This is a genomic window from Spirillospora sp. NPDC046719, assembly GCF_040645715.1.
Lineage (GTDB): Bacteria > Actinomycetota > Actinomycetes > Streptosporangiales > Streptosporangiaceae > Spirillospora.
Genome location: NZ_JBEYYT010000079.1, coordinates 1 through 23,337, shown reverse-complemented (window position 1 = coordinate 23,337; position 23,337 = coordinate 1). Strand labels below are relative to the sequence as shown.

Here is a 23,337-nt window from a genome sequence, read left to right as displayed (position 1 = left end):
TATGCCGTAGACGCATGGCCGTCTTAGTGTGAAGAGAATGAACCGACCACACACGCACACCACCCACCATGACGCGTCTCACGGTCATCACCGCGACCACGGACTCGACGGGCAGGCGGAGATCCTCGACCTGGACGCCGAGGTCCTCGCCGAACACACCGCGTCCATCACCGCATGGCTGCCGCTGCGGAGCAGCCCACGCCGCATCGTGGACCTGGGCTGCGGCACGGGCGCGGGGACCTTCGCCCTCCTCGACCGCTTCCCCGACGCGCACGTCACCGCCGTCGACGCGTCCGCCGAACACCTTCAGCGCCTGCGCACCAAGGCGCGCGCCCGCGGCGTCGACGAGCACGTGCGCACCGTGCGGGCCGACCTCGACGAGGCCGTCTGGCCCGACCTCGGCTCACCGGACCTGGTATGGGCGTCGGCCTCGATGCACCACATGGCGAACCCCGACCACGCGCTGCGCGCCGTCCACGACGCCCTCGCGCCCGGCGGCCTGTTCGCCGTCGTCGAGCTGGCCGGCCACCCCCGCTTCCTGCCCGAGAACGCCCCCGAAGGCAGACCCGGCCTGGAAGAACGCACCCACGCCGCCGCCGACCGCCTCCAAGCCGAGCACATGCCCCACCGCGGAGCCGACTGGGGCCCGATGCTCGCCGCCGCCGGCTTCACGGTCGAGGGCGAACGCACCATCACCGTGGACATCGAAGGCGCGCGGAGCGAGGTGATCGGCCGCTACGCCCTCGGTGTCCTGCGGCGCATCCGCGACGCCGTCGCCGGCACGCTCTCCCCCGAGGACCTCACCGCGCTCGACGGCCTCCTCGACACCGGCAGCCCGCACTGCATCCTGGGCCGCGACGATCTGGCGGTACGCACCGAGCGCACCGTCTGGGCGGCCCGTCGCGTCAGCCGCGCGGAAAGGCGGCCCACGCGGTGATGGCGAAGCCGTCACCGTCCTTGCGGACCTCGGCGGCTCCGTGCCCTGGCCAGTGGGCCGGGATGACGAGCTCTCGCAGATCGGCGGCGCGGGACAGATAGGCGCGGCAGGTCTCGGCCGCGAGCCGGAGGTCGTCGCAGAAGCAGCTGTTCCAGGCGGGTTCGAGGACCTGGACGGGGCTGTGCAGCATGTCCCCGACGAAGACGGCGCGGTCGCTGCCGGAGCGGAGCGTGAGGACGGACGAACCGGGGGTCTGGCCCGGCGCGCCCTCCAGCAGCAGGTTGCCGGCGAACGCGGCCACGACGGGCCCCTTGCCCACCCGGTAGAACTCGTCCGCGATCCACGGCAGACGCCCGGACTCGGCCACCACGAGCCGGGCGAAACGGATCTGCTCGGACTCGGTCGCGAAGCGTTGGAACGACCGGGCGAAGGCCCGGAGCACCTCCTCGGCGCTCGCGCCGGCGTCGCACTCGACGAGCCGCCGGTCCGGCCCGGCGAACGCCGACCAGTGGTGGTGCACCATCTCCCGGAAGACCGCCTCAGGCGCGGCGGAGGGTCCGCAGGCCCTGGTCGGGCCGCCAGAGATCCATGACCATGGCGGGGCCCTCGATCCGGGTGAGGACGACCTCACCGATGTCCGCCGTGAAGAAGTGGGACTCGCTGAAGGAGTCCGGGGCCAGTCCCCGCGCGGTCAGCATCGCGCCGATCCGCTCGCGGTCGGCGACCTCCACCGCGCGGCCGGTCACCTTGGCGTCGCCCGGCGCCGTCGCGGGGTCTTCGGCGCTCAGGATGACCGGCGGGCCGTGCAGCGCGAACCGCGGGTCGCGCTGCAGGTCCCGGGCCTTCAGCGCGCCGGGCATCGACCCGAACCACAGGTCGTCCCCGATGAAGTACGCCTCGATGCCGCTGACCCGCGGCGCACCGTCCTTCCGCAGCGTCGCCAGGGTCTTGTGCTTGTGCGCCTCGAAAGCGTCCCTGACCTGGGCGGCGAACTCCGGCGCCGATTCGGCGACCTCATGCCAGCGGGCCAACGAGCCCTCCTATCCATCGCGTCCGTCACAGGAGGCGCCCAGCCTGCCATCCGGGTCCGACGATCCGACGCGGGGCGCTCTCCCGCACGGCATGCCGGTCCGATTCGCTTTCTCGGCTCGGATAACACGCGCACAAGCATTTCCTTGACAAAAACCGCCGATAAGTGTGCGGCAAGACCACGCAAGGCGACCCGGCTGCTCATGAAATTCGGCCAAGGCCATTCGACGGCATTACCGGAAGCCCTGTCGCCGCGCTCGGCGGCCCACCGGGAATCACGCGGGCATGAGATGACCCACTCAGTTCAGGCGGGGCCTGGAGGAGAGGTGCTCGCCGACCTGGTTGACCAGGAGGGTCATCTCGTAGCTGATCTGGGCGGGGTCGACGTCGGCGCTGCTCAGCACGGTCAGCGACGCGCCCTCGCCGGCCGCGGTGACGAAGAGGAAGGCGTCGCTCATCTCGATGATCGTCTGATGGACCTCGTTCGCGCCGAACTGGAGCCGCGCGCCTCGCGCGAGGCTCTGCAGCCCGGCTGCCAGGGCGGACAGGTGTTCGGCGTCGTCGGGGGTGATGCCGGAGGACGCCCCCATCAGCAGGCCGTCCGCGGACTGCACGACGGCCCTGGTCACCTGGGGTACGCGTTTGACGAACCCGTCGATCAGCCAGTCCAGCCGGTCGGTCGACGCGTCGCGCGGTGTCATGTGGCTTCTCCTCCTGGGCGGTTGACGCGGTGACATGTTGCCACCCGGCGCACCCGCCCTCAGCCAAAACCACCAGAGTGTGAAATATGACCCGAAAACGCCGCGCAAGATCAAAGTGATGGCTATGGTGTCACGGACCTCGTCCCCGACCGGACCGTCACCGACGCTTGAGAGAAACGAACATGAATGAGCTGAACAGCCGCGTCCGCCCCGCTCACCTCCGTTGCGGCCAGTGAGGGCCGCGCGCCGGCGCTCGTTCCGGTTGTCGCTGTACGGCATGCTCGTCGTCCCGGTCGTCTCGCTGGTCACGCTGTGGGTCTTCGCGGCGCAGAGCACCGCGTCCGAAGCGCTCCACCAGCGCAACATCGACACCGCCAACGAGGTCTACGGCAACGCCGTGCAGCCGATGCTCGTGACCGTCGCCCAGGAGCGCCAGGAGTCGGTGGTGTGGCTGGCCGGCCGCGGCCGGCTGCCGCGCGCGTCGCTGGACGCCGTCCGCAAGAAGGTCGACGGGACGATCGTCCAGATGAACAAGGCCGCGGACTCCGGCAGGTTCCGCGGCACCCTGACCGGGCCGATGAAGCAGCGGCTGTCGGTGCTGATCGGCAAGCTCAACACGATCGCGAAGGTCCGCGGCGAGGTCGACTCCGGCGCGCTGACCAAGCTCGACGCGTTCAACGCCTACAACGACATCATCGACTCCCACTTCCGGTTCATCTACCTGCTGGTCGCCGACAACGGCTACCAGCAGGCGTACCACCTGACCGGCATGTCGCGGGCCATCGAGCTGAGCGGCCGGGAGGCGACGCTCGTCGGCGGCGTGCTCGTCGGCGGCGGCAAGATGACCCCCGCCGAGTACGCCGCGATCAACCAGCTGGTGTACGAGCGGCGCTACCTGGAGACGACGAGCCTGTCGGACTTCACGCCCGCCAACGGCGCCCCCTTCCGGCAGGCGCTGGCCTCCCCGCCGGCCACCGCCTTCACCTCGGTGGAGGACCGCATCCTCGCGGCCGGCCCCAAGGGCCGGCTGACGATCCCGCCCGTCACCTGGGAGCAGGAGTCGAAGGGGTTCATCGGCGCGCTGGACGGCGCGCTGCTGAAGTCCCGGACCGTGCTGGCCGGCGACGCCAAGAAGACCTCGGACCGGACGCTGTGGCGGCTCGGCCTCGTCGGGGGCCTCGGACTGGTCGCGGTCCTGCTGACGCTGTTCCTCGTGATCCGGTTCGCCCGCCGCATCGGCCGCGACCTGCTCGGCCTGCAGAGCGCCGCGCGGACGCTGGCGGAGGAGCGGCTGCCGGGCCTGGTCGGCAGGCTCAGCCGCGGGGACGAGGTGGACGTGGCGGTCGAGGCGCCGCCGCTCGAGGTCGGCAGGACGGCCGAGGTGGCCAACGTCGCCGACGCGTTCTCCACCGTCCAGCGCACCGCGGTCGCGGCCGCCGTCGGCCAGGCCGACCTGCGCAAGGCGGTCAACCAGGTGTTCCAGAACATGGCCCGGCGCAACCAGTCGCTGCTGCACCGCCAGCTGGCCATGCTCGACACGCTGGAGCGCAAGGCGACCGACCCGGAGGCGCTCGCCGACCTGTTCGCCATCGACCACCTGACCACCCGCATGCGGCGGCAGGCCGAGGGCCTGGTCATCCTGTCCGGCGCCGCGCCCGGCCGCGGCTGGCGCCACCCCGTCGGCATCGTGGACGTGCTGCGCGGCGCCGTCGGCGAGATCGAGGACTACTCCCGCGTGGACGTGGTGACCTCGGCGCGGGAGGGGATCGTCGGCGCCGCGGTCGCCGACGTCATCCACCTGATGGCCGAGCTGATCGAGAACGCCGCCGCCTTCTCGCCGCCGAACACGCCGGTCGAGGTGGACGCCGGGCTGGTCGGGCAGGGCTTCGTGGTGGAGATCCAGGACCGCGGCCTCGGCATGGCGCCCGAGAAGCTCGCGGCCATCAACCGGCGGCTGTCCCGCGAGCCGGAGTTCGACCTGGCCGACGGCGACCAGCTCGGGCTGTTCGTGGTGACCAGCCTGGCGTACCGGCACGGGATCAGGGTGGTGCTGGAGCCGAACGCCTACGGCGGCATCAAGACGATCGTGCTGCTGCCGCACTCGCTCGTGGTCCCCGCGGACCGGATCGGCCGGGACGCCCCCGAGGACGCCCGCGCCGCGGACGAACCCGGCGCGGACCCCGCCCACGCGAACGCCCCGGCCATGGCGGCCGCCCACCCCGGGCCGCAGGACCCGGGCGCCTACCCGGCGCAGGCCGCCGCCCCAGGGACCGGCGGGTTCACCGGAACCGGCCCCATGCCCGTCACGGGTACCGGCCCCGTGCCCGTCACCGGTACCGGCCCCATTCCGGTCACCGGGACCGGGCCCCTGCCGGTCGCCGGGCACGTCCCGCCGGGCCACGCGCAGGACTCCGGCGGACGGCACCGGTTCGGCGGAGAGGAGCCGGGCCCCGGAGACGCCCCGTCCGCTCCCCCGCCCGCCACCCCGCCCGCCACCCCGCCGCCTCCCGGACCGGTACCGGACGCGCCGGCCTCCCAGATCGGCGGCACCCACGCGGGCATGCCGCGCCGCGTCCGCCGCGCCAATCTCGCGCCGCAGTTGCGCGACACGCCCCCGTCCCCCCGCGACAGCGGCGAGCAGCAGCGGCCGCCGGGACGCGGCACCGGGCGCTCGCCGGAGCGCGCCCGCTCGGTCATGACGTCCATGCAGAGCGGTTGGCGGCGCGGACGGGTCGAGACGTCCGGGCCCGTCCGGCCCGGCGAGGGTGAGGAGAACCGATGACGCCGGCGCCGATGACGGACCGGGAAGTGCAGCGGCTGCTCGACGACATGGTGCTGCGCGCCGGCCCGGTGCGCGGCGCGGTCGTCCTGTCCAACGACGGGCTGCTGGTGGCGTCCTCCACCCGGTTCGGCCGGGAGAACTCCGAGCACCTGTCCGCGCTGGTCGCGGGCGTCCAGGGCCTCGCGCGCGGGGCGTGCCGCAGGTTCGGCGGCGGGCGGCTGCTGCAGACCTTCATCGAGATGGACACCTATCTGGTGTTCATGGTGCCGGCCGGGGAGCACGCGTGCCTCGCCCTGGTCGGCCCGCCGCACGCGGACGCCGGCACGATCGCCTACGAGATGACCGAACTCGCCGAGCGGATCGCCGAGCGGCCCCCGGCGATCGCCCGGCTGTCGGGTCCGAGTACGAGATGAGACCCCGGTGAGCAGCGACCGCTGGCTTGACGACGAGGCGGGGCCGGTCGTGCGGCCCTACACCGTCACCCGGGGCAGGACCCGGTTCCGCGAGGACGGCCTCGACCTGATCTCCGTGCTGGAGGCGACGGGCGTCCCGGTGTCGCGGCGGATGCGGCTGGACCCCGAGCACCGCACCCTGCTGGCCCTGTGCCGCCGCCCGATCACGTTCGCCGACCTGACCTCCGAGATCGACCTGCCCGTCGGGGTCGTCCGCGTCCTGGTCGACGACCTGCGCGACGAGAACCTGCTCAGGGCGCTGCGGCCGACCAGCACCGGCGACATCCCTGACGAGCTCGTACTAAGGAAACTGCTCAATGGACTACGTGCACTCTGACGCCGCCGTCCGTGACCCGGCCCCGGCCGGCGGCCGGCGGCCGATCGCCGCGAAGATCCTCGTCGCGGGCGGGTTCGGGGTCGGCAAGACCACGATGGTCGGCTCGATCAGCGAGATCCGGCCGCTGCGCACCGAGGAGATCCTCACCGACCGGAGCGTCGGCGTCGACGACACCAGCGGCGTCGACGGCAAGATCAGCACCACCGTGGCGATGGACTTCGGCCGCATCACGCTGCCCGACGACCTGGTGCTCTACCTGTTCGGGACGCCCGGCCAGCACCGGTTCTGGTTCATGTGGGACGAGCTGGCGCTCGGCGCGCTCGGCGCGGTCGTGCTCGCCGACGTGCGCCGCCTCGCCGACAGCTTCGCCGCGGTCGACTACTTCGAGGACCGCCGCACCCCCTTCGTCGTCGCGGTGAACTGCTTCGACGGCGCCGAGCGCAAGGACCCCGAGGACGTCCGCATCGCGCTGGACCTCGAGGACCGCGTGCCGCTGCTGATGTGCGACGTGCGCGACCGGGAGTCGGCGAAGCGCGTGCTGATCACCGTGGTCGAGCACGTCCTGGCCCAGACCGCGGCCCGCTCCTGAGCGACCGCGCCCGGCGGGAGCGTCCCGCCCCCGTGTACCGACGGGCGGCGAGCCGCCGCCCGGTCTTCCCCTGGAGAAGGAGAGCGACATGAGTGAAGTGCTCGAAGGCAAGTCCGCGCTGATCACCGGTGCCGCGCAGGGCATCGGTGCCGCGACGGCGCGCCTGTTCGCCGCGCGCGGCGCGCGCGTGGTGGTCGCCGACGTCAACGAGGAGGGCGGCAAGGAGACCGTCGCCGCGATCGAGGCGGACGGCGGCGAGGCGGTCTTCGTCCGGGCCGACATCACCTCCGGGGCCGACGTCGAGGCGGCGGTCGCCGCCGCCGTGCGCTCCTTCGGCCGTCTCGACTGCGCGGTCAACAACGCGGGCATCGAGGAGCAGGGCTCGGCGCTGCACGAGATCACCGAGGAGGCGTGGGACAAGCTCGTCGCGGTGAACCTCAAGGGCGTCTGGCTGTCCATGAAGTACGAGATCCGGCAGATGCTCGCGCAGGGCGGCGGCACGATCGTCAACATGGCGTCCGTGGCCGGGCTGGTGGGCCTGCCGCTCGGCATCTCGGACTACTCGGCGACCAAGGGCGGCGTCGTGTCGATGACGCGCACCGCCGCCATCGAGTACGTGAAGCAGGGCATCCGGATCAACGCGGTCTGCCCCGGGGTCGTCCGCACCGCGCTGCTCGCCCAGGCGATCCAGGGCGGCATGTTCACCGAGGAGCAGGCGGCGGCGCTGCACCCGTCGGGCGTCCTGATCGACCCCGAGGACGTCGCCGAGACGTTCGCCTTCCTGTGCTCGGACGCGTCCCGGCACATCACGGGCCAGTCGATCGCCGTCGACTGCGGCATGTCCGCCGGCTGACCGGCGGGCGGTCCGTGGCGCACACGGACCGCCCCGGCGACGGCCGTCCGCCGCGGCCGCCACCCTCCTCCGGTGCGGCCAGCCGTCCGAGCGGGGTGGCCGCCGCCTGCCGCTCGATGATGTCGGTCCCGGCGGGCCCATCAGCCCCACCCGCCACATCGTGCCGCTCGCCGATCTGCGACGCCCTTTGCTGCCGCCCAGGATCTCTCGCGCTTCGCTCGCCTCGCTCATGCTGGACGAGGCCGAGAACGGCTATCACGCTGGAGGCATCGTCGTGCCCCTCCGATGAGGCCGCAGCGCTCTCAGCCGGTGGCCCCGGCCCAGATGTCGCAGTGATGGTCGCGGGTGAACGTGGTGAACGGCCCGGTTCCCTGGGAGGTCAGTCGCTGTATGGGTGACCGTCCGGGAGCGAGGGCCGGCCAGGCTGGAGTGCTGGGGCCGTTGGGAGCGCCGGTCTTGGCGAAGGTCGTCCAGTAGCTCAGCATCTGCTGCGACAGCCGTTGCTGACCGGTGTTCAGGCCGGGCATTGGCGGGAGGCTCTGCACGGTCTTGAAGAGGTAGAACAGTTCGGACGAGTGGTAGTCGCCCAGGGGCATCAGCGGGTCGAGGTCCGACAGCGGCGGCTTGGGGTCGGCGAATTCGTACTGGTAGACCCGCGGGGAGCGGGACGCCGCCGCGGCCTGGGCGGTGAAATGGGCCGGGCAGGCGAAGAGGCCGTCGGTGGTGTAGGCGGACAGGGCGAGGTCGGCGTCGTCGGCCGAGGCCGGCGGGTAGGCGGCGCGCATCGCGCGGGCGGCCGCGGGCGTCCTGAGGTCGATCGCCCTGTCCAGGTCGTCGGCCTTCGCGCGCCGGAACCGCTGCAGGTGGTATCCGAGGGCCGTGAACAGCCGGCCTTCGTCCTGGTTGCTTCCGACGATGAGCGGCACCCGGTGATACCGGCCGGCCTCGATCGCCGACGCGGTGTCCTCGGCGACCGCGCTGCCGTCGATCACGGGCTCCCAGTCGGGGTCGTCCAGCCTGAACAGGCCACCGAAGTCGCCGACGAGCTTGTTCGCGGGCCGGCCGCGCAGGCACGTGACGACCGTGCGCGGGTCGGTGCAGCCCAGGGAGTCCGCGAACCGCCGGCCGGTGCGGTAAGCCTTCTTCAGGGGCCGCGGTCCCAGTGGCGTGCCGATGCATCCCCCGCTTTCGGAGATCGCCTTGTCGAACAGCCCCCGCGCGCTCGGTGAGATCAGCTGCATGCAGACGCTGTGGCCGCCCGCGGATTCGCCGAAGACCGTGACGTTGCGGGCGTCGCCGCCGAAGGCGCCGATGTTGGCGCGCACCCAGCGCAGGGCCGCCTGCTGGTCGAGGAGCCCGTAGTTCCCGGTCGTCCCGGACTCGTCCGCGAGCCCGGGCAGCGCCATGAACCCGAGAGGCCCGAGCCGGTAGTTCATCGACACGACGATGACCTGGCCCGTGGCCACGAGCGGTGCGGGGTCGTAGCCCGCGCCCGATCCGAGGATGTAGGCGCCGCCATGGATCCACACCATCACCGGCAGATCGCGGTGGACGGCGCCGGGCGGCGCGTAGACGTTGAGGTAGAGGCAGTCCTCACTGGTGCTTCCCAGCGGGACCGACTGCGGGCACAGCGGCCCCTGTTCGGTGGCGTCTCGGACGCCCGACCACGCCCGGGGCGGGGCCGGTGGCCTGAACCGCCGCGCGCCCGTGGGGGGCGCCGCGTACGGGATGCCGAGGAAGGTCCGGCCGGCGGCATCGGCCTTGCCGCGCACCGCGCCGCCCACGACACGGACCACCGGGCCCTGGCCGGGGGACGTCGCCGATGCGGACGCGGGGCTGACGACCACCGCCGCGAGCAGCACGGAGAGCGCGCTGGCGGAAAGGGTGGTCGTTCCAGGGCGCCGGCGGAACGGTCTCATGATCACACTCCTGATCCACGGGTCCGCCGACCATAGGCGGCGCCGCGGACGGGCGGCCACGCGCGAATCCGAGTGCGGGAGGCGCCCGGGTTGTCGCGTTCGTGACAGTCGACCGCGCTGACCTGGCATCTTGAGTGGACACTTGCCTTTTTATTGACAGTTGTCCATTATCGTCGGCGTGGAAGCCGAGCCGGCGTCGATCGCCCCCGCCCTGGACCGCCGGGTGCGCCGGTCGAGGTCCTCCCTCATCGGCGCCGCGATCGGGCTGGTGTCCGCCCGCGGGACGGCGGCCGTCCCGCTCTCGGAGATCGCCGAGGCCGCGGACGTGAGCCGGCAGGTGGTGTACCAGCAGTTCGGCAGCCGCGACGTGCTGCTGCTGGAGGCCGCGCTCGACCTGCTGCGCCGGGAGCTGCTGCCGGGACTGTCCGATCTGCCGGGCAGCCCCGACCTGCGCGCCGCGGCGGTCGCCGTGGTCGGGCATTTCGCGGACCACCGGCCGTTCTACCGGGCGATCCTGACCAGCTCCTGCGCCTTCGGGGTCAACCAGGCGCTGACCCGGTTCTTCCTGCCGCACAACCGGGACGCCGTCCGGCTCCTGTGGGGCCAGGGACTCGCGCCGCAGGAGATCGAGGATCTCGCGGCCTTCCTCACCGGCGGCTGGGCGACCCTGATCAACACCTGGGTCGTGGAAGGCGACGACCCCCTCGACGTCGAAGGGTTCGCCGATCGGCTGGTGCGAACGGTGTCCGCCGTCATCGGGGCGATCGGGCCGTCCCTCGCGGCCGGCGAGGAGCACGGCAGATGAACGAATCCTTACCGCCCGCGTCGACATCTCCACCTTCCGACCAGGTCGGCGACGGCCTCGAAGAGCAGTCGCTCGCGCTGTACTTCCAGTCCCGGCTGCCGGATCTGCCGGAGAGGGTGCTGGAGGACGTCTGGCGGTCCATCCCGGAGATCGCCCGGGCTTCGCCGCGCTCCTCCGAGCACGACGCCCCGTCCTCCATCGACCGGAGGCTGCGGGCGTTCGTCAGGAACATCGCGGACCCGTCGCGATCCCCCGAAGAGCGGGCGAGGATGCACCGCGCCCTGGGACGAAGCGCCTACCTCCACGGCGTCGGGGCGGTCCTGCTGCAAAGCGCCTACCAGGCCGGCGCACGGTTCGCCTGGCGCCGGCTGGCCGAGGCCCTCCGGCGGTCCGGCGCGACCGCCGACCAGCTCTACCGTGCGACCGAGGCGGTCCTCGCCTCCGCCGAAGACCTCTGCGGCCATGCGCTCGCCTCCCACGCGGAACTGTCCGAAGACGGCGCCGAGGCGCTGCGCAGGAACCGGGAGCGCCTGCTGCGGGTCATCCTGGCCGAGCCCGGAGCCCTCTCCCCGAACGTTCTGTCGCGGGCGGCGAACGCGGCACGATGGACCGTCCCGCGATCGATCGCCTGCGTCGTCCTCGACCGGACGTGGGACACCGGCGAGCGGCTGTCCCCGGCCCTCGAACCCGACGTGCTCAGCGACCTCCGCCACCCCGAACCCCGCCTGATCCTCCCCGATCCGGACCGCCCCGGCCGGATCGACCGGCTGCGCCGCGGGCTCCAAGGGATGCGTTTCGCCGTCGGCACCCGGGTCGGCGTGGCCGAGGCGACGCAGTCGTTGCGGACCGCGGAACACGCTCTGTCGCTTCTCCGCCAAGGGGCCTTCCGCGGCGCCGACCACGTCTGCTGCGACGACCACCTCTCCACCCTGCTCCTGCTCAACGACGAGCACCTGACACGCCGGCTGGTGGAACGCCGCATGGCCGCGTTGGAGCGGCTCGAACCCGAACCACGGCGACGGCTTCTCGAGACCCTGCTGGCCTGGCTGAGCACGGGTTCCCAGGCGCAGGCCGCCGTCCGGCTCAACCTGCATCCGCAGACCGTCCGCTACCGCATGCGCCGCCTCGACGAGCTGTTCGGAGACCGGCTCCACGACCCGGCATGGCGGTTCGAGATGGAACTCGCCATTCGCGCGCACCGGCTGCTCCCCCGCCCCGCGACGAGCCTGCAGAGAACCGACTGAAGTCCTTCGGCCGCGACAGCGCGGCTCTGGGACGGTCAGCGGGGTGACGGCGAAGCGTGAAGCGCGGGCTTGCGGCGGTACTGGCCCGGCGGGACGGTGAACGCGCGTTTGAAGGCGTTCGCGAAGGCGTATTCGGAGCCGTAGCCGACGCGTTCGGCCACCGCGCTGAGCGGCGAGTCGGAATCGCGGAGCATCCGGGCCGCCACGGTCAGGCGCCACCAGGTCACGTACGCCAGCGGTGGCCGGCCGACGAGCGAGGTGAAACGCCGGGCGAACGCCGCCCGTGACAGCCCCGCGCGGGCGGCCAGTTCCGCGACGGTCCAGGGCTGGGCGGGATCGTCATGGATCGCGTCGAGCGCCGCGCTCACCGAGGGGTCGGCGAGGGCCGCGGCCCATCCGGCCGTCCCGCCGCATGCCGGCTGCTCGTCGAGCCAGGTGCGCAGGACGTAGACGAGCAGTGTGTCCAGAAGCGAGGGCACCACCGCGGCGGTGCCCTGGCGGGGCTCCTGCAGTTCGGCGCCGAGCAGGTCGACCGCGGCGCGCAGCCGGGAGTGACGGCCGACGCCGGCGGGGATGTGGACGATGCCCGGCAGTTCCTCCAACAGGGGGTGCCCGCGGTCGGCGTCGAGCTGGTAGGCGCCGCACAGCACCACCGCGCTCGGCCGGACGGAAGCGTCGTGGCCGGTGGGCGCCCGATGGTCCGGCGGCGGGGACGGGAGATCGACGAATCGCGCGGTGGGGGCGTCGGTCAGGCCGTACTCGCCTCCGCGCGGAAGGAACAGCACGTCCCCGGCGCCGAGCGCCACCGGGTCGCCGTCCGGCGGGATCAACCAGTAGGACCCGGCGAGCACGACTTCGAAGCCGGCGGTTCCGGGCGGGATCCGGAACCGCTGCCCCCAGGGCGCATGCCGTTCCACGCGGGCGGAACGGGGGTCCCCGGTGCGCATGACGGCGATCACGTCGCTCAGCACGTCCACACGGTGAGGCTAGCCGGAAAGACGATGACGTATGAGAACGAGACCATGGCGCATTGGTCGTCTCGCGCGATCGCCCTACCGTCGTGATCACATCAGCGAAGGGACAGCCCAAGTGATCGTGCTCATGCTGCGTTTCAGTTTCCAGGCGGGGACCACGCCCGAGCGGAAGGAGTCCGTGCTGGCCGCGATGAGGCGCACCTCCCAGGTGGAGTCGACCTCGTTCTCGTTCGTCGGAGCGGACCTGGGCGACCCCGCGGAGGGCTATACGCACGGATACTGCGTCGCGCTGGAAGACCTCGACGCGCTCGACCGCTACATGTACGACCCGGTGCATCTCGAAGGCGACTTCGAGATCCTGCCGTACCTGTCGCGGCTCACCCAGGTCCGGCTGTCGGACGACGCCGATCCCGACCTCAACGACAAGATCTTCGCGATGCACCGGAGGAAGCTGGCGGCCTATCCCGAATGGGACCGCCTGCTCAGCACGGTCCCCGGCGGCGGCGCCCCGCCCGTGCGCGCCTGACGCGCACCAGGCGCGGCCTCGGCCGCTCGGTCGCCCGCCTCGTCCGCTCGGTCGCCGCCGGCCCCGCCACCGGTGCCGGCTCCCCGTGCCGCGATGTTCTCCAGTGCGCCGACGAGCTGGGCCGGGGTCGGCTGGGCCAGCATCTCCTTGCGCAGTCCGGCGGCGGCGTCGCGGTACGCGGTGTCGGTGAGGAGGTCGTGGAGGGCTGCCCGCAGCGCGTCGGGGCCGGCCTCGTGACCGGGCAGGTGGCGGCCCGCGCCGGCAGCGGCGACCCGGCCGCCGGTGGCCGCCTGCTCGGAGGCGAACGTGGTGGTCAGCTGCGGGACGCCCGCCCACAGCGCGGTCATGGCGCTCCCGCTTCCGCCGTGATGGATCACGGCGGAGGCACCCGGCAGGACGGCCCGCAAAGGCACGTTCTCGGCGACGCGGACGCCGTCCGGCACGGGGCCGAGAGCGGCCGCGTCAGCGGCGGTGGCCAGGACGATCACCTCGCAGCCCAGGCCGTCCACCGCCCGGAGGATGGCCGGGAGCAGGTAGGAGCCGGGTCCCGCGGTCGCGGTCAGCGCCGTCGACCACGTCACGCAGACGCGCGGGCGGCCGGGCGCGGGCGGTTCGATCGCCCAGCTCGGGACCGGCGCGGTCCCGTTGAAGGGGACGTAGCCGAAGCGCACGCGCTCGGCCGTGGTCGGGGGCGCCAGCGACGGCGGGCAGGGGTCGAGGACGCGCTCGATCATCTCCGGGTCGAACTCGGCCAGGCCGTGGCGCGGGAAGGACCCGCTGTGGTCGGTCGGGATGATGCGCATGTGGTCGGGTTCGCGGGTGCCGACCGGGCCCCACAGGCACAGCGCCGCCGGCACGCCCGTGACGCGGGCCGCCAACAGCCCCTCCAGGCTGGCCGGATCGTGAAGGACCAGGTCGGGCCGCCATGCGCGGGCGAACGCGACGGCCGCGTCGAAGCCGCGCGCGGCCCGCTCCGCCAGAACGGGGGCGATGTCGTTCTGGAAGCCGGCGGCGTCGAACTCGGCGAGATCCCTCAGGGGTTCCCCGGTGAGAGGGTGCGGGGGCGGCCACGGGTAGGGCCGCTTCCCTTCGACGGCCTCCCTGTGGGCCTGCAACCGGAGCCTCGTGATGACCTTCATGCCGTCGAGCACGGGCACCGGGAGCAGGCCCGTCCGGCCGACCGCCGCCGTCTGGTCAGGCGTGCACAGGACCCGCACCTCGTGGCCGGCCGCCTGCAGCGCCCAGCCGAGGGGGACCATCGCGGAGTAGTGGGTCGCCTGTGAGGACACGGTGAACATGACCCGCACTCGAGGCTCCTCCGTTCGCCCGTCGGGGGTGTCGGGTCCGTCCGGCGACGCTCATGCGGCGAGGCGGTGGCGGTCCTGCGGCTCGTCCCAGTCGGCCCGGTGGGGTTCGACGTCGATGCGGGTGACGGCCGGGTCCAGGAACGGCGGGCCGAGGTGGGTGAAGGCGCTGAAGTCGGTGGTGTCGCGGAAGGCGGGGAGCGTGTAGAGGTCGCGGGCGTAGGGCCACAGGTTCGGGAAGTCGACCAGCCGCCGCTCACTGATCTTGGCGAACGGGTTGTAGGTGAGGTCGAACCGCGCCAGCGTCACCCAGAAGCGCACGTCGGACTCGGTGACCGAGTCGCCGAACAGGAAGCGCCGGGTGGACAGCCGCTCGTCGAGCCGCTCCAGGGCGGAGATCACGCGGCCGCGCAGGTCGGCGTAGGCCTCGTCGGAGGCGGCGCCGGCGACCCGGTAGTTGCCGTCGTTGAAGTTGACGTAGATGTACTCGTTCAGCTCGTCGATGTCGCCGCGCAACTCCTCGGGGTACAGGTGGACGTCGGGGTCGCCGTACGCCTCGAACTGGGTGCCGAGGTCGATGGTGATGTCGAAGAAGTTGTTGCTGACGATCCGGCCCGTCTCGCGGTCCCACAGGACGGGGACCGACACGTGCCCCTCGTAGCCGGGCTCGGTCGCCTCGTAGGCCTCGCGCAGGAACCGGAAGCCGTTGACCGGATCGGCGCCGCGCTTCTCCCGGAACGCCCAGCCGCGCCCGTCGCGCTCGTCGTCGACATACGAGAGCGACACGACGTCCTGCAGCCCCTTCAGGATCCGGACGATCGCGGTGCGGTGCGCCCAGGGGCAGCGGTGCGAGACGTACAGGTGGTAGCGCCCTGGCTCGGCCTTGTATCCGCTGGAGCCGTCGGCGGTGATGCGCCCCTGGAACGGGTAGCGCGGCCGGTTCCAGCCGCCGTTCTCCACCTTCAGCGCGGTCGCCCCGTAGACACCGTGCTTGTCCAGGTCCACAGGGTCGGCGTACACGGCACCACCGGTCGTCGCGGTCATCGGACGGGCCTCCAAAGGGTTCGAGAAGATGGAACGGGAGCAGTGGTAGCGAATCACCGGCCCGGACGAGCAGTCAATTGTTCCTACCGTTTAAATGGGGAATGCGCCGGCCCTTCTAGGGGTTCCGGGGTGGACGTCAGGGGCCGGAGCATCGGCGCCTCACCCGACGATGGGCACCATGAAAGCCCTGGTCCTCTCGGGCGGGTCCGGAACACGGCTGCGCCCCATCACGCACACGTCCGCGAAACAGCTCGTGCCCGTCGGGAACAAGCCGGTCCTCTTCTACGGGCTGGAGGCCATCGCCGAAGCCGGGATCACCGAGGTCGGCATCGTCGTCGGCGAGACGGAAGCCGAGATCCGGCGGGCGGTCGGCGACGGCTCGCGCTTCGGCCTGCGCGTCACGTACCTGCGGCAGGAGGCGCCGCTCGGCCTGGCGCACGGGGTCCTCATCGCGCGCGACTTCCTCGGCGACGAGGACTTCCTGCTCTTCCTCGGCGACAACTTCATCGTCGGCGGCATCACCGACATCGTCGCCGGGTTCCGCGCGAGCCCGGCCGACGCCCGGCTGCTGCTCACCGAGGTGCCCGACCCGGGCCGCTTCGGCGTCGCCGAACTCGGGCCGGACGGGCGGATCGTCGGCATCGAGGAGAAGCCGCAGCGCCCGAAGAGCGACCTGGCGCTCGTGGGCGTGTACCTGTTCGGCCCCGCGATCCACCGCGCCGTCCGCGCCATCACGCCGTCCGCGCGGGGCGAACTGGAGATCACCGACGCCGTCCAGTGGCTGCTGGACGCCGGCCTGGACGTGCGGTCGACGGTCATCACGGGTTACTGGAAGGACACCGGGAACGTCGACGACATGCTGGAGGCCAACCGCACCGTCCTGGAGGGGCTGGAGCACGGCGTCGAGGGCGAGGTCGACGGCGACACCGAGATCATCGGACGGGTGCGCATCGCCTCCGGCGCGATCGTGAAGGGGACCCGGATCGTGGGCCCGGCGATCATCGGCACCGGCGCCCGGATCGTGGACTCCTATATCGGGCCGTTCACCTCCATCGGCGACGGCGTCCGCGTGGAGGACAGCGAGATCGAGTACTCCATCGTGCTCGACGGGTCCACCATCCAGGGCGTGCGGCCCATCGAGGCGTCCCTGGTGGGCCGCGCCGTCGAGGTCACCCCCGCCGCGCGCACCCGCGCCGCCCACCGCCTCGTCCTCGGCGACTACAGCCGGGTGCGGATCGCATGACGAGGATCCTGGTCACCGGTGGCGCCGGCTTCATCGGCTCGCACTACGTCCGTCGCCTCCTCGGCCCCGACGGCCCGGGGGACGTGTCGGTCACGGTGCTGGACGCGCTCACCTACGCGGGGAACCTCGCCAACCTGGCCGCCGTCGAGGGCCGTCCGGACTTCCGGTTCGTGCACGGCGACATCTGCGACGCCGGGCTCGCGGGCCGGCTGGTCGCCGAGCACGACGAGGTCGTGCACTTCGCGGCCGAGTCCCATGTGGACCGGTCGATCGCGGCGGCCTCGGCGTTCGTGCGCACCAACGTGCTCGGGACGGGCACGCTGCTGGACGCGGCGCTCCGCTCGGGTCTGCGGACGTTCGTGCACGTGTCCACCGACGAGGTGTACGGGTCGGTGGACGCGGGGGCGACGCCGGAGACCGCTCCGCTCAGCCCCAACTCGCCCTACGCGGCGTCCAAGGCCGCCGCCGACCTGCTCGCGCTGTCCTACCACCGCACCCACGGGCTGGACGTGCGGGTGACGCGCTGCTCCAACAACTACGGCCCGTACCACCACCCGGAGAAGATCATCCCGCTGTTCGTGACGCGGCTGCTGGACGGGGGGCGCGTCCCGCTGTACGGCGACGGCCTGAACGTGCGGGACTGGCTGCACGTGGACGACCACGCGCGCGCCCTGGAGCTGGTGCGCACCAAGGGGGCGCCGGGCGAGGTCTACAACATCGGCGGCGGGACGTCCCTGACGAACCGGGAGCTCACCGGCCTCCTCCTCGAAGCGACCGGGACGGGCTGGGACAGGGTCGAGCGCGTCCCCGACCGCAAGGGGCACGACCGGCGGTACGCGGTCGACGACACCAGGATCCGCGCGGAGCTGGGCTACGAGCCGCAGACCCCCTTCCCCGAGGGGCTGGCCGCGACCGTCAGCTGGTACCGGGAGAACCGGCGCTGGTGGGAACCGCTGGTCTGACCGGCCCGCCCGCGTCGGCGGCGTGCCGGCGCACCCGGTCCACCAGCCGCGCCTGCTCCACCACCGCCTCGCCCTCCAGGACGGAGGGCACGCCGTCGCGGACCCGGTCGACGAAGGACGCGACCGCGCCGGCGAAGTGGTCCTCGGCGGGGAGCGTCAGCTCCTCGACGTGGTCCTGGCGTTCGATCCGCACGACCGGGCGGTGCGCCGCCGACGGGGTGAAGGCCCAGGTCAGCTCGGCCCGGCCCGCGCTCCCCCACAGCGCGTACCGCGACCGGTAGGCATGCTCGACGCCCCAGGTCAGGTGGGCGGTGCGGCCGGACGGGTCGGCCAGCAGCGCCGCGCCCGCCACATCCACGCCGCGCGCCTCGTCGACCCGCAGGTGCGCCCCGCGCACTTCCAGAGCGGTCCCGAGGTGGAGGAGGGCGGCGCGCAGCGGGTAGACGCCGACCTCCGCCAGCGCGCCTCCGCCGAGGCCCGGGTCGTAGAGGTTGCGGCCGTCGGCCGACGGCGGGAACGCGAACTCGGCGGTGAGCGTGCGCGGCTCCCCGATGGCGCCCTGCGCGACCAGGTCGCGGAACCGGGCGTGCTGGGAGTGGCACAGGAACATGAAGTTCTCCAGCAGCGCCAGCCCGCGCGAGGCGGCGAGCGCGACGAGCGCCTCGGTCTCCGCCGCGGACGCCGTCAGCGGCTTCTCCGCCAGCACGTGGCGGCCGGACCGGAGCGCCCGCCCGACCCACTCGGCGTGCAGGTGCACGGGCAGCGGCACGTACACCGCGTCGACGTCCGCGCGGTCCAGCAGCGCCTCGTAGCCGTGCACCGGCTCGCCGCCGAACCGCCCGGTGAAGCGCGCCGCCTTGGCCGGGTCCCGGCTCGCGATCGCGGTCAGCCGGACGCCCGGATGGGCCGCCAGCGCGGGGAGCGCCCGCCTCCAGGCGATGTCCGCGCAACCGATGACGCCGATTCTCAACGGTCCAGAATTCACCGGCACACCTTTCCTTTGACCACCTCATCAATTCAGGACGAGGCTAGGCACGGCAGGCGGCGACGTTACCCCTGACATGGCATTATCGGCCCCGGACGACCCCCCTGAACACCCCCTGTCAATTATTCCGCGGCACCCGCGAATGGACCGGCATCGGCATATTGGAATCCTTGCCGCGACCATTTCCAGGAGGAGCGATGTCGGGGATCATCACGGCGTTGACGGCCGACCACCGGAGGGCCGTGCGGATCGCCGAGTCGGCCGGGGCGGCCGCCGGGGCCATGACCGGGGAGCAGGTCCGCGCCTGGTTCGCCGAGCGCCGCCGCGGCGACGTCTCGCGGGTCGACCGGGTGCCGCTGGACCGGCTGGAGCGCTGGGGCACCGACCCCGCCACCGGCGACATCCGCCACGACAGCGGCCGGTTCTTCACGGTGACGGGCCTGGCGGCCGAGGTCCCCGGCGCGGCGGTCCCCGCGTGGACGCAGCCCATCCTGCTGCAACCGGAGATCGGCATCCTCGGCATCCTGGCCAAGGAGATCGACGGCGTCCTGCACTTCCTCATGCAGGCCAAGAACGAGCCCGGCAACCCCGAGGGCGTGGAGATCTCGCCCACCGTGCAGGCGACGCGCAGCAACTACATGCGGGTGCACCAGGGAGCCCCGGTCCCCTATCTCGACTACTTCCGCGACACCCGCCGGCACCGCGTGATCGCCGACGTGCTCCAGTCGGAGCAGGGGGCCTGGTTCTTCCAGAAGCGCAACCGCAACATCATCGTCGAGACCGACGACGAGGTGGAGCCGCTGGAGGGCTTCGCGTGGCTGACGCTCGGCCAGCTCCACCGGCTGCTGGCGGACGACACGGTCGTCAACATGGACGCCCGCACGGTGCTGTCGTGCCTGCCGTTCTCGGGCGTCGGGCTGTCGTCGTCCTCCCCGTCCGGCGACCAGGAGTTCCGGCGGTCGGTGCTGCGCTCCTGCAGCGAGGAGTTCGCGGGGCTGCACGGCATCGGCGACATCCTGAGCTGGATCACCGAGTCCCGCAGCCGGCACGAGGTGCTGGCGCACCGCGTGCCGCTGCGCGAGGCCCGGCTGTGGCACCGCGGCGAGGAGGCCATCGAGCACGAGTCCGGACTGTTCTTCCGGGTGATCGGGGCCAGTGTGCGGAGCGGGCACCGCGAGGTCTCCCACTGGCACCAGCCGCTGGTGGAGCCGATCGGGGTCGGCGTCAACGCGTTCCTGGTGAAGCAGGTGGACGGCGTGCTGCACGCGCTGGTCCACGCCGGCGTCCAGCCCGGCTATCTCGACGTCCTCGAACTCGGCCCGACCGTCCGGTGCACGCCCGGCAACTACACCTGGCTGCCGGACGCGGCGCGGCCGCCCTTCCTGGACGACGTGCTGTCCGCACCGCCCGGGCGGGTCCGGTTCTCGAGCGTGCTGTCGGAGGAGGGCGGCCGGTTCTACCACGCCCGCAACCGCTACACGGTCATCGAGGTGGACGCCGGGTACGCGCCCGATCCGGGCCCCGACTACCGGTGGCTGACCCTCCACCAGCTCGTCGGGCTGCTGCGCCACAGCCACTACGTCAACGTCGAGGCCCGCAGCCTGGTCGCCTGCCTGCACAGCCTGGCGGGCCGGCCGGACTGACGCCGGGCCGGCCCGCCCGGGCGGTCAGCCGTGGTGGTGGCCGAGGGGCGAGGCGGGCCGGGCCGCCGCCCGCATCTTGGCCGCCATCGCGGTCTGGACCGTCTTGGGCGCCACGACGAACGGGCGCATCATGCCGTGGTCCTCGTGTTCGAGGATGTGGCAGTGGTACACGTAGTTCCCCGTCCCGCCGTGGAACCGCCCGGCGACCGCCACGTGCTCGTGCTCGTCCATGCGGATCGTGTCCTTCCACCCCTGCTCGTCGGGCCCGAGGCCCTTCGGAGCGCTGTAGGTGGCGGTGTAGGTGTAGATGTCGTTGGCGGTGTCGGACGTCACGGCGACCGTGTAGGTGTCGCGGGCCAGGGCCTGGAACGACACCAGGTGGATGTGCATCGGGTGGTTCGGCCCGGCGAGGTCGATGAAGTTCCAGACCTCCCAGCCGTCGAGGGAGACGTGGAACGTCACCGCCTCGTCGAAGGTGCTCGCCGCCTTCCGGTAGGTGGTGCTCTTGCCGTCCTTGACGATGGTGACGATGCGGTCGCCCTTCTGCGGGACGTAGCCGGCGGGCGTCTCGGCCAGCTCCCACATCTCGGGGTGGCCGCTGCTCGTGCCGTCATGGGTGGCGGTCGCGACGTACCGCTCGGTGTAGCCGGCCGGGACCTTCGCCGCGGTCAGCCGGGTGAACGTGGGCGACAGCTTGGCCGGCAGGGTGAACGGGTCGGTCACGGCCGTGCCGCCGACCCGGAACTGCATGACCTCCGGGCCGAGCGGCGAGGTGACGGTGTCGGTGTTGGACAGCCGGAGCCGCGCCCCCTTGAACGCGGAGAAGTCGATCAGGATGTCGGCGCGTTCGGCCGGCGACAGCGTGAGCCGGTCCAGCTTGGTCGGGGCGCCGAGCAGCCCCTGCTCGGTGCCGATCTGGACGAGCGCGCCGGTCACCGGCGTGCTGGTGCCGTCGGCGTTCTCCTTGCTCAGCTCCAGCGTGTAGGTGCGCCCGTTCGCGCCGTTCAGGACGCGGAACCGGTACCAGCGCGGCTCCACGTTGAGGTACGGCCAGATCTTCCCGTTGACGAGGTTGTAGGGGCCGGCGAACGGCAGCGAGATCCGCCGGCCGTTGGTGTCGTAGTAGCCGACCTTGTGCAGCAGCCGCCCGTTGAAGGCGTCGTCGGCGTCGGTGTCGAGGTTGCGGTCCGCGATGATCAGCGGGATCTCGTAGGCGCCGGACGGCAGCCCCAGGGCGCTCTCCTCGGAGTCGCGCACGAGGTAGAGGCCCGACAGGCCGGCGAACACGTTGAAGGCGGTGATGTCCATCGCGTGGTCGTGGTACCAGAGCGTCGCGGCCCGCTGGGCGTTGGGGTACTCGGCGGCCTGGGCCTGGCCGTAGGAGATCCCGTTCTTGGGCCAGCCGTCGCTGTCGCCGCTGATCTCGCCGCCGTGCAGGTGGGTGACCACCCACGGGGCGAGGTCGGCGACGTCGGGAAGCGGCTCGGCGCCGCCGCGCCCGGGGCTGAGGATCGAGTCGAGCCCGGTGAAGGGGACCTCGACGGCGGTCACCGGGAACTTGCCCTGGATGCGGTTCTGCCAGCTCACCTTGACGCGCCGGCCGCGCCGCACGTCGATGACCGGCCCTGGGTAGGCGCCTTCGTAGCCCCAGACGGGCGTGTCGGGCAGTTGCGAGTGCAGCTTCACGGTGCCGGCGCGCTGCCGGAGGGTCAGCGCGGTGTCGGGCTTCAGTACCGCCGGGATGGGCAGCGGGTCGGCGAACTTGGCGAGGTCGGCGGGAGCCCCGCGGAACACCCGGGAGGCGGCGGCTAACGCGGACAGGTTCGCCTGGACGGTGACGGCCACGCCGATACCGGCGGCCGATCCGGCGATGAACTGACGGCGGCTGGGCATGGGGGGACTCCTCTGCGGGCATGGGCGGCGCAGCCGATCCTTCGCCCGCGCCGGCGCCGGCTCCATCGGCGGGCCGATATTCAGGGGTTCGCGCGCCGGCCTCTCGGGTTTACGGCGGCCCCGACAGTGGAAGAACGTGCGCGTCACGGGTGAACCGGAGCGGGTCGGCCGGCGTCCCACCCCCGGATTCGGTCATCCGATAGGCGCGCGATTGCCGGGCAGTGGGCGGGCGTCTTCGATCATCGGATCCGTGGTCGCACTGGTGGAACGAGACGAACAGATCCAGCAACTCGACAGCCTGCTCGCGGACTGCACGGCGCGCCGCGGCCGGGTCGCGCTCCTCGAGGGGCCGATCGGCACCGGCCGGACCGCGCTGCTGCGCGGGCTCGCCGAACGCGCCGAACGGTCCGGATTCCGGTGTCTGCGCGCCTCCTGCTCCCCCGCCGAACAAGAGCTCCCCTACGGCGTCGCCGGCCAGCTCCTGCGGGACGTGCCCCGGCCGGAGGACCCGGACGATCCGTCCGGCCGCCTCCTGGAACGGCTCGCGGCGACGGCGGACGGCCCGGACGGCGCCGGCCCCGCGTCGCCGCACGCGGTGCGCACGCACCACGAGCTCGTGTTGGCCCTGCTCGGGCACGCCGAGCGCGAGCCGCTCCTGATCACCGTGGACGACCTGCGCTACGCGGACGTCCCGTCCCTGCACCTCCTGCTCCACCTGGTCCGGCGGCTGGCGTCGGCGCCCGTCCTGGTCGTGCTCGCCGACGAGCCGGTCCCGCGGCCGCGGCACCTGACGTTCCTGGCGGAGCTGTTCCGCAGGCCGGAGCTGCACCGGCTGCGGGTGGGACCGCTGTCGCCCGCCGGGACCGCCCGCGCGGCGTCCGGCCCTTCCGGCGCCCCGCCGGCCCCGGCGGCGGACCTGCACGCGATCAGCGGCGGCAACCCGCTGCTGCTGGACGCGCTGGCCGAGGACGTCAGGGCCGCCGGCGCTCCCCGCGCGGAGGGGTACGGGCTGGCGTTCCTCGGCTGCCTGCACCGGGGCGATCCCGCGACACCGGCGGTGGCGCGGGCGCTGGCGGTCATGGGCGAGGACGCCGGGCCGGCCGAGCTGTGGCGGC

22 protein-coding genes are annotated in these 23,337 nt (G+C 72.6%); 13 read left to right on the top strand and 9 right to left on the bottom strand.

The genetic code is table 11. The annotated features are described in order from the left end of the window. The first annotated feature begins 37 nt into the window (after window positions 1-37). Window positions 38-937: a class I SAM-dependent methyltransferase gene (locus ABZ914_RS16415; RefSeq protein ID WP_500193716.1), complete on the top strand. Its 900-nt coding sequence runs from the start codon at window positions 38-40 to the stop codon at window positions 935-937. On the opposite strand, the gene ABZ914_RS16410 is transcribed toward ABZ914_RS16415, so the two are convergent. From ABZ914_RS16410 to ABZ914_RS16400, 3 genes are all read right to left on the bottom strand, one after another. Continuing rightward, window positions 906-1,460 carry a TetR/AcrR family transcriptional regulator C-terminal domain-containing protein gene (locus ABZ914_RS16410; RefSeq protein WP_500193715.1) on the bottom strand — a complete coding sequence of 185 codons (555 nt, stop codon included), beginning with the start codon at window positions 1,458-1,460 and terminating at the stop codon, window positions 906-908. The two genes, ABZ914_RS16415 and ABZ914_RS16410, sit on opposite strands and share 32 nt — an antisense overlap. 16 nt (window positions 1,461-1,476) lie before the next feature. Next, a complete protein-coding gene (locus tag ABZ914_RS16405) occupies window positions 1,477-1,968 on the bottom strand; it encodes a pyridoxamine 5'-phosphate oxidase family protein (RefSeq protein WP_500193714.1) in 492 nt (163 codons plus the stop codon). Window positions 1,969-2,265: 297 nt separating this feature from the next. Next, window positions 2,266-2,667, bottom strand: a complete 402-nt coding sequence (locus ABZ914_RS16400) for a roadblock/LC7 domain-containing protein (protein ID WP_190853094.1) — start codon at window positions 2,665-2,667, stop codon at window positions 2,266-2,268. Window positions 2,668-2,899: 232 nt separating this feature from the next. Here ABZ914_RS16400 and ABZ914_RS16395 point away from each other — a divergent pair, with 232 nt between their 5' ends. The 5 genes from ABZ914_RS16395 (at window position 2,900) to ABZ914_RS16375 (ending at window position 7,680) form a co-directional block, all read left to right on the top strand. After that, window positions 2,900-5,449 (top strand): sensor histidine kinase, encoded by a 2,550-nt coding sequence (locus ABZ914_RS16395; RefSeq protein WP_500193713.1) that lies wholly within the window; start codon window positions 2,900-2,902, stop codon window positions 5,447-5,449. Beyond that, window positions 5,446-5,862: a roadblock/LC7 domain-containing protein gene (locus ABZ914_RS16390; RefSeq protein ID WP_190853098.1), complete on the top strand. Its 417-nt coding sequence runs from the start codon at window positions 5,446-5,448 to the stop codon at window positions 5,860-5,862. Before ABZ914_RS16395 ends, ABZ914_RS16390 begins: the two co-directional genes overlap by 4 nt. 7 nt (window positions 5,863-5,869) lie before the next feature. Further along, window positions 5,870-6,238 carry a DUF742 domain-containing protein gene (locus ABZ914_RS16385; protein WP_500193712.1) on the top strand — a complete coding sequence of 123 codons (369 nt, stop codon included), beginning with the start codon at window positions 5,870-5,872 and terminating at the stop codon, window positions 6,236-6,238. Further along, window positions 6,219-6,827, top strand: coding sequence for a GTP-binding protein (locus ABZ914_RS16380; protein ID WP_190853102.1), 609 nt, complete (start codon window positions 6,219-6,221; stop codon window positions 6,825-6,827). Before ABZ914_RS16385 ends, ABZ914_RS16380 begins: the two co-directional genes overlap by 20 nt. 88 nt (window positions 6,828-6,915) lie before the next feature. Beyond that, complete coding sequence (locus ABZ914_RS16375; protein WP_387025292.1) at window positions 6,916-7,680, top strand: glucose 1-dehydrogenase; 765 nt, start codon at window positions 6,916-6,918, stop codon at window positions 7,678-7,680. A gap of 302 nt (window positions 7,681-7,982) precedes the next feature. On the opposite strand, the gene ABZ914_RS16370 is transcribed toward ABZ914_RS16375, so the two are convergent. After that, window positions 7,983-9,599 (bottom strand): carboxylesterase/lipase family protein, encoded by a 1,617-nt coding sequence (locus tag ABZ914_RS16370; RefSeq protein WP_500193711.1) that lies wholly within the window; start codon window positions 9,597-9,599, stop codon window positions 7,983-7,985. A 178-nt stretch (window positions 9,600-9,777) separates the two neighbouring features. Here ABZ914_RS16370 and ABZ914_RS16365 point away from each other — a divergent pair, with 178 nt between their 5' ends. Together ABZ914_RS16365 and ABZ914_RS16360 are read left to right on the top strand one after the other, a co-directional pair. Beyond that, a complete protein-coding gene (locus tag ABZ914_RS16365; RefSeq protein WP_500193710.1) occupies window positions 9,778-10,404 on the top strand; it encodes a TetR/AcrR family transcriptional regulator in 627 nt (208 codons plus the stop codon). Beyond that, window positions 10,401-11,648, top strand: coding sequence for a PucR family transcriptional regulator (locus ABZ914_RS16360; protein WP_500193709.1), 1,248 nt, complete (start codon window positions 10,401-10,403; stop codon window positions 11,646-11,648). Before ABZ914_RS16365 ends, ABZ914_RS16360 begins: the two co-directional genes overlap by 4 nt. Window positions 11,649-11,683: 35 nt before the next feature. On the opposite strand, the gene ABZ914_RS16355 is transcribed toward ABZ914_RS16360, so the two are convergent. After that, entirely contained in the window at window positions 11,684-12,625 is a 942-nt protein-coding gene (locus tag ABZ914_RS16355; protein WP_500193708.1) for an AraC family transcriptional regulator, read from the bottom strand. A gap of 124 nt (window positions 12,626-12,749) precedes the next feature. Between ABZ914_RS16355 and ABZ914_RS16350 the strand changes: the two genes are divergently transcribed. Next, window positions 12,750-13,148 (top strand): Dabb family protein, encoded by a 399-nt coding sequence (locus ABZ914_RS16350; protein ID WP_433153636.1) that lies wholly within the window; start codon window positions 12,750-12,752, stop codon window positions 13,146-13,148. On the opposite strand, the gene ABZ914_RS16345 is transcribed toward ABZ914_RS16350, so the two are convergent. Then, window positions 13,082-14,446, bottom strand: coding sequence for a nucleotide disphospho-sugar-binding domain-containing protein (locus ABZ914_RS16345; protein WP_500193722.1), 1,365 nt, complete (start codon window positions 14,444-14,446; stop codon window positions 13,082-13,084). The genes ABZ914_RS16350 and ABZ914_RS16345 overlap by 67 nt on opposite strands. 60 nt (window positions 14,447-14,506) lie before the next feature. After that, a complete protein-coding gene (locus tag ABZ914_RS16340) occupies window positions 14,507-15,496 on the bottom strand; it encodes a glutathione S-transferase C-terminal domain-containing protein (protein WP_500193707.1) in 990 nt (329 codons plus the stop codon). Between the two features lie 178 nt (window positions 15,497-15,674). On the opposite strand from ABZ914_RS16340, the gene ABZ914_RS16335 reads away from it, so the two are divergent. Both ABZ914_RS16335 and rfbB read left to right on the top strand, forming a co-directional pair. Continuing rightward, window positions 15,675-16,739 (top strand): glucose-1-phosphate thymidylyltransferase, encoded by a 1,065-nt coding sequence (locus ABZ914_RS16335; RefSeq protein ID WP_500193706.1) that lies wholly within the window; start codon window positions 15,675-15,677, stop codon window positions 16,737-16,739. After that, window positions 16,736-17,701 (top strand): dTDP-glucose 4,6-dehydratase, encoded by a 966-nt coding sequence (gene rfbB, locus ABZ914_RS16330; protein WP_500193705.1) that lies wholly within the window; start codon window positions 16,736-16,738, stop codon window positions 17,699-17,701. The genes ABZ914_RS16335 and rfbB overlap by 4 nt, the downstream gene beginning before the upstream one ends. Here rfbB and ABZ914_RS16325 read toward each other — a convergent pair. Beyond that, complete coding sequence (locus tag ABZ914_RS16325) at window positions 17,655-18,686, bottom strand: Gfo/Idh/MocA family protein (protein ID WP_500193704.1); 1,032 nt, start codon at window positions 18,684-18,686, stop codon at window positions 17,655-17,657. The genes rfbB and ABZ914_RS16325 overlap by 47 nt on opposite strands. 197 nt (window positions 18,687-18,883) lie before the next feature. Here ABZ914_RS16325 and ABZ914_RS16320 point away from each other — a divergent pair, with 197 nt between their 5' ends. After that, window positions 18,884-20,329: an NDP-hexose 2,3-dehydratase family protein gene (locus ABZ914_RS16320; protein WP_500193703.1), complete on the top strand. Its 1,446-nt coding sequence runs from the start codon at window positions 18,884-18,886 to the stop codon at window positions 20,327-20,329. Between the two features lie 24 nt (window positions 20,330-20,353). Here ABZ914_RS16320 and ABZ914_RS16315 read toward each other — a convergent pair whose 3' ends face one another. Continuing rightward, complete coding sequence (locus ABZ914_RS16315; RefSeq protein ID WP_500193702.1) at window positions 20,354-22,222, bottom strand: multicopper oxidase family protein; 1,869 nt, start codon at window positions 22,220-22,222, stop codon at window positions 20,354-20,356. Window positions 22,223-22,472: 250 nt separating this feature from the next. Between ABZ914_RS16315 and ABZ914_RS16310 the strand changes: the two genes are divergently transcribed. After that, window positions 22,473-23,337, top strand: an 865-nt coding sequence (locus ABZ914_RS16310; protein ID WP_500193701.1) for an AAA family ATPase, incomplete at its 3' end; no start/stop codon positions are given.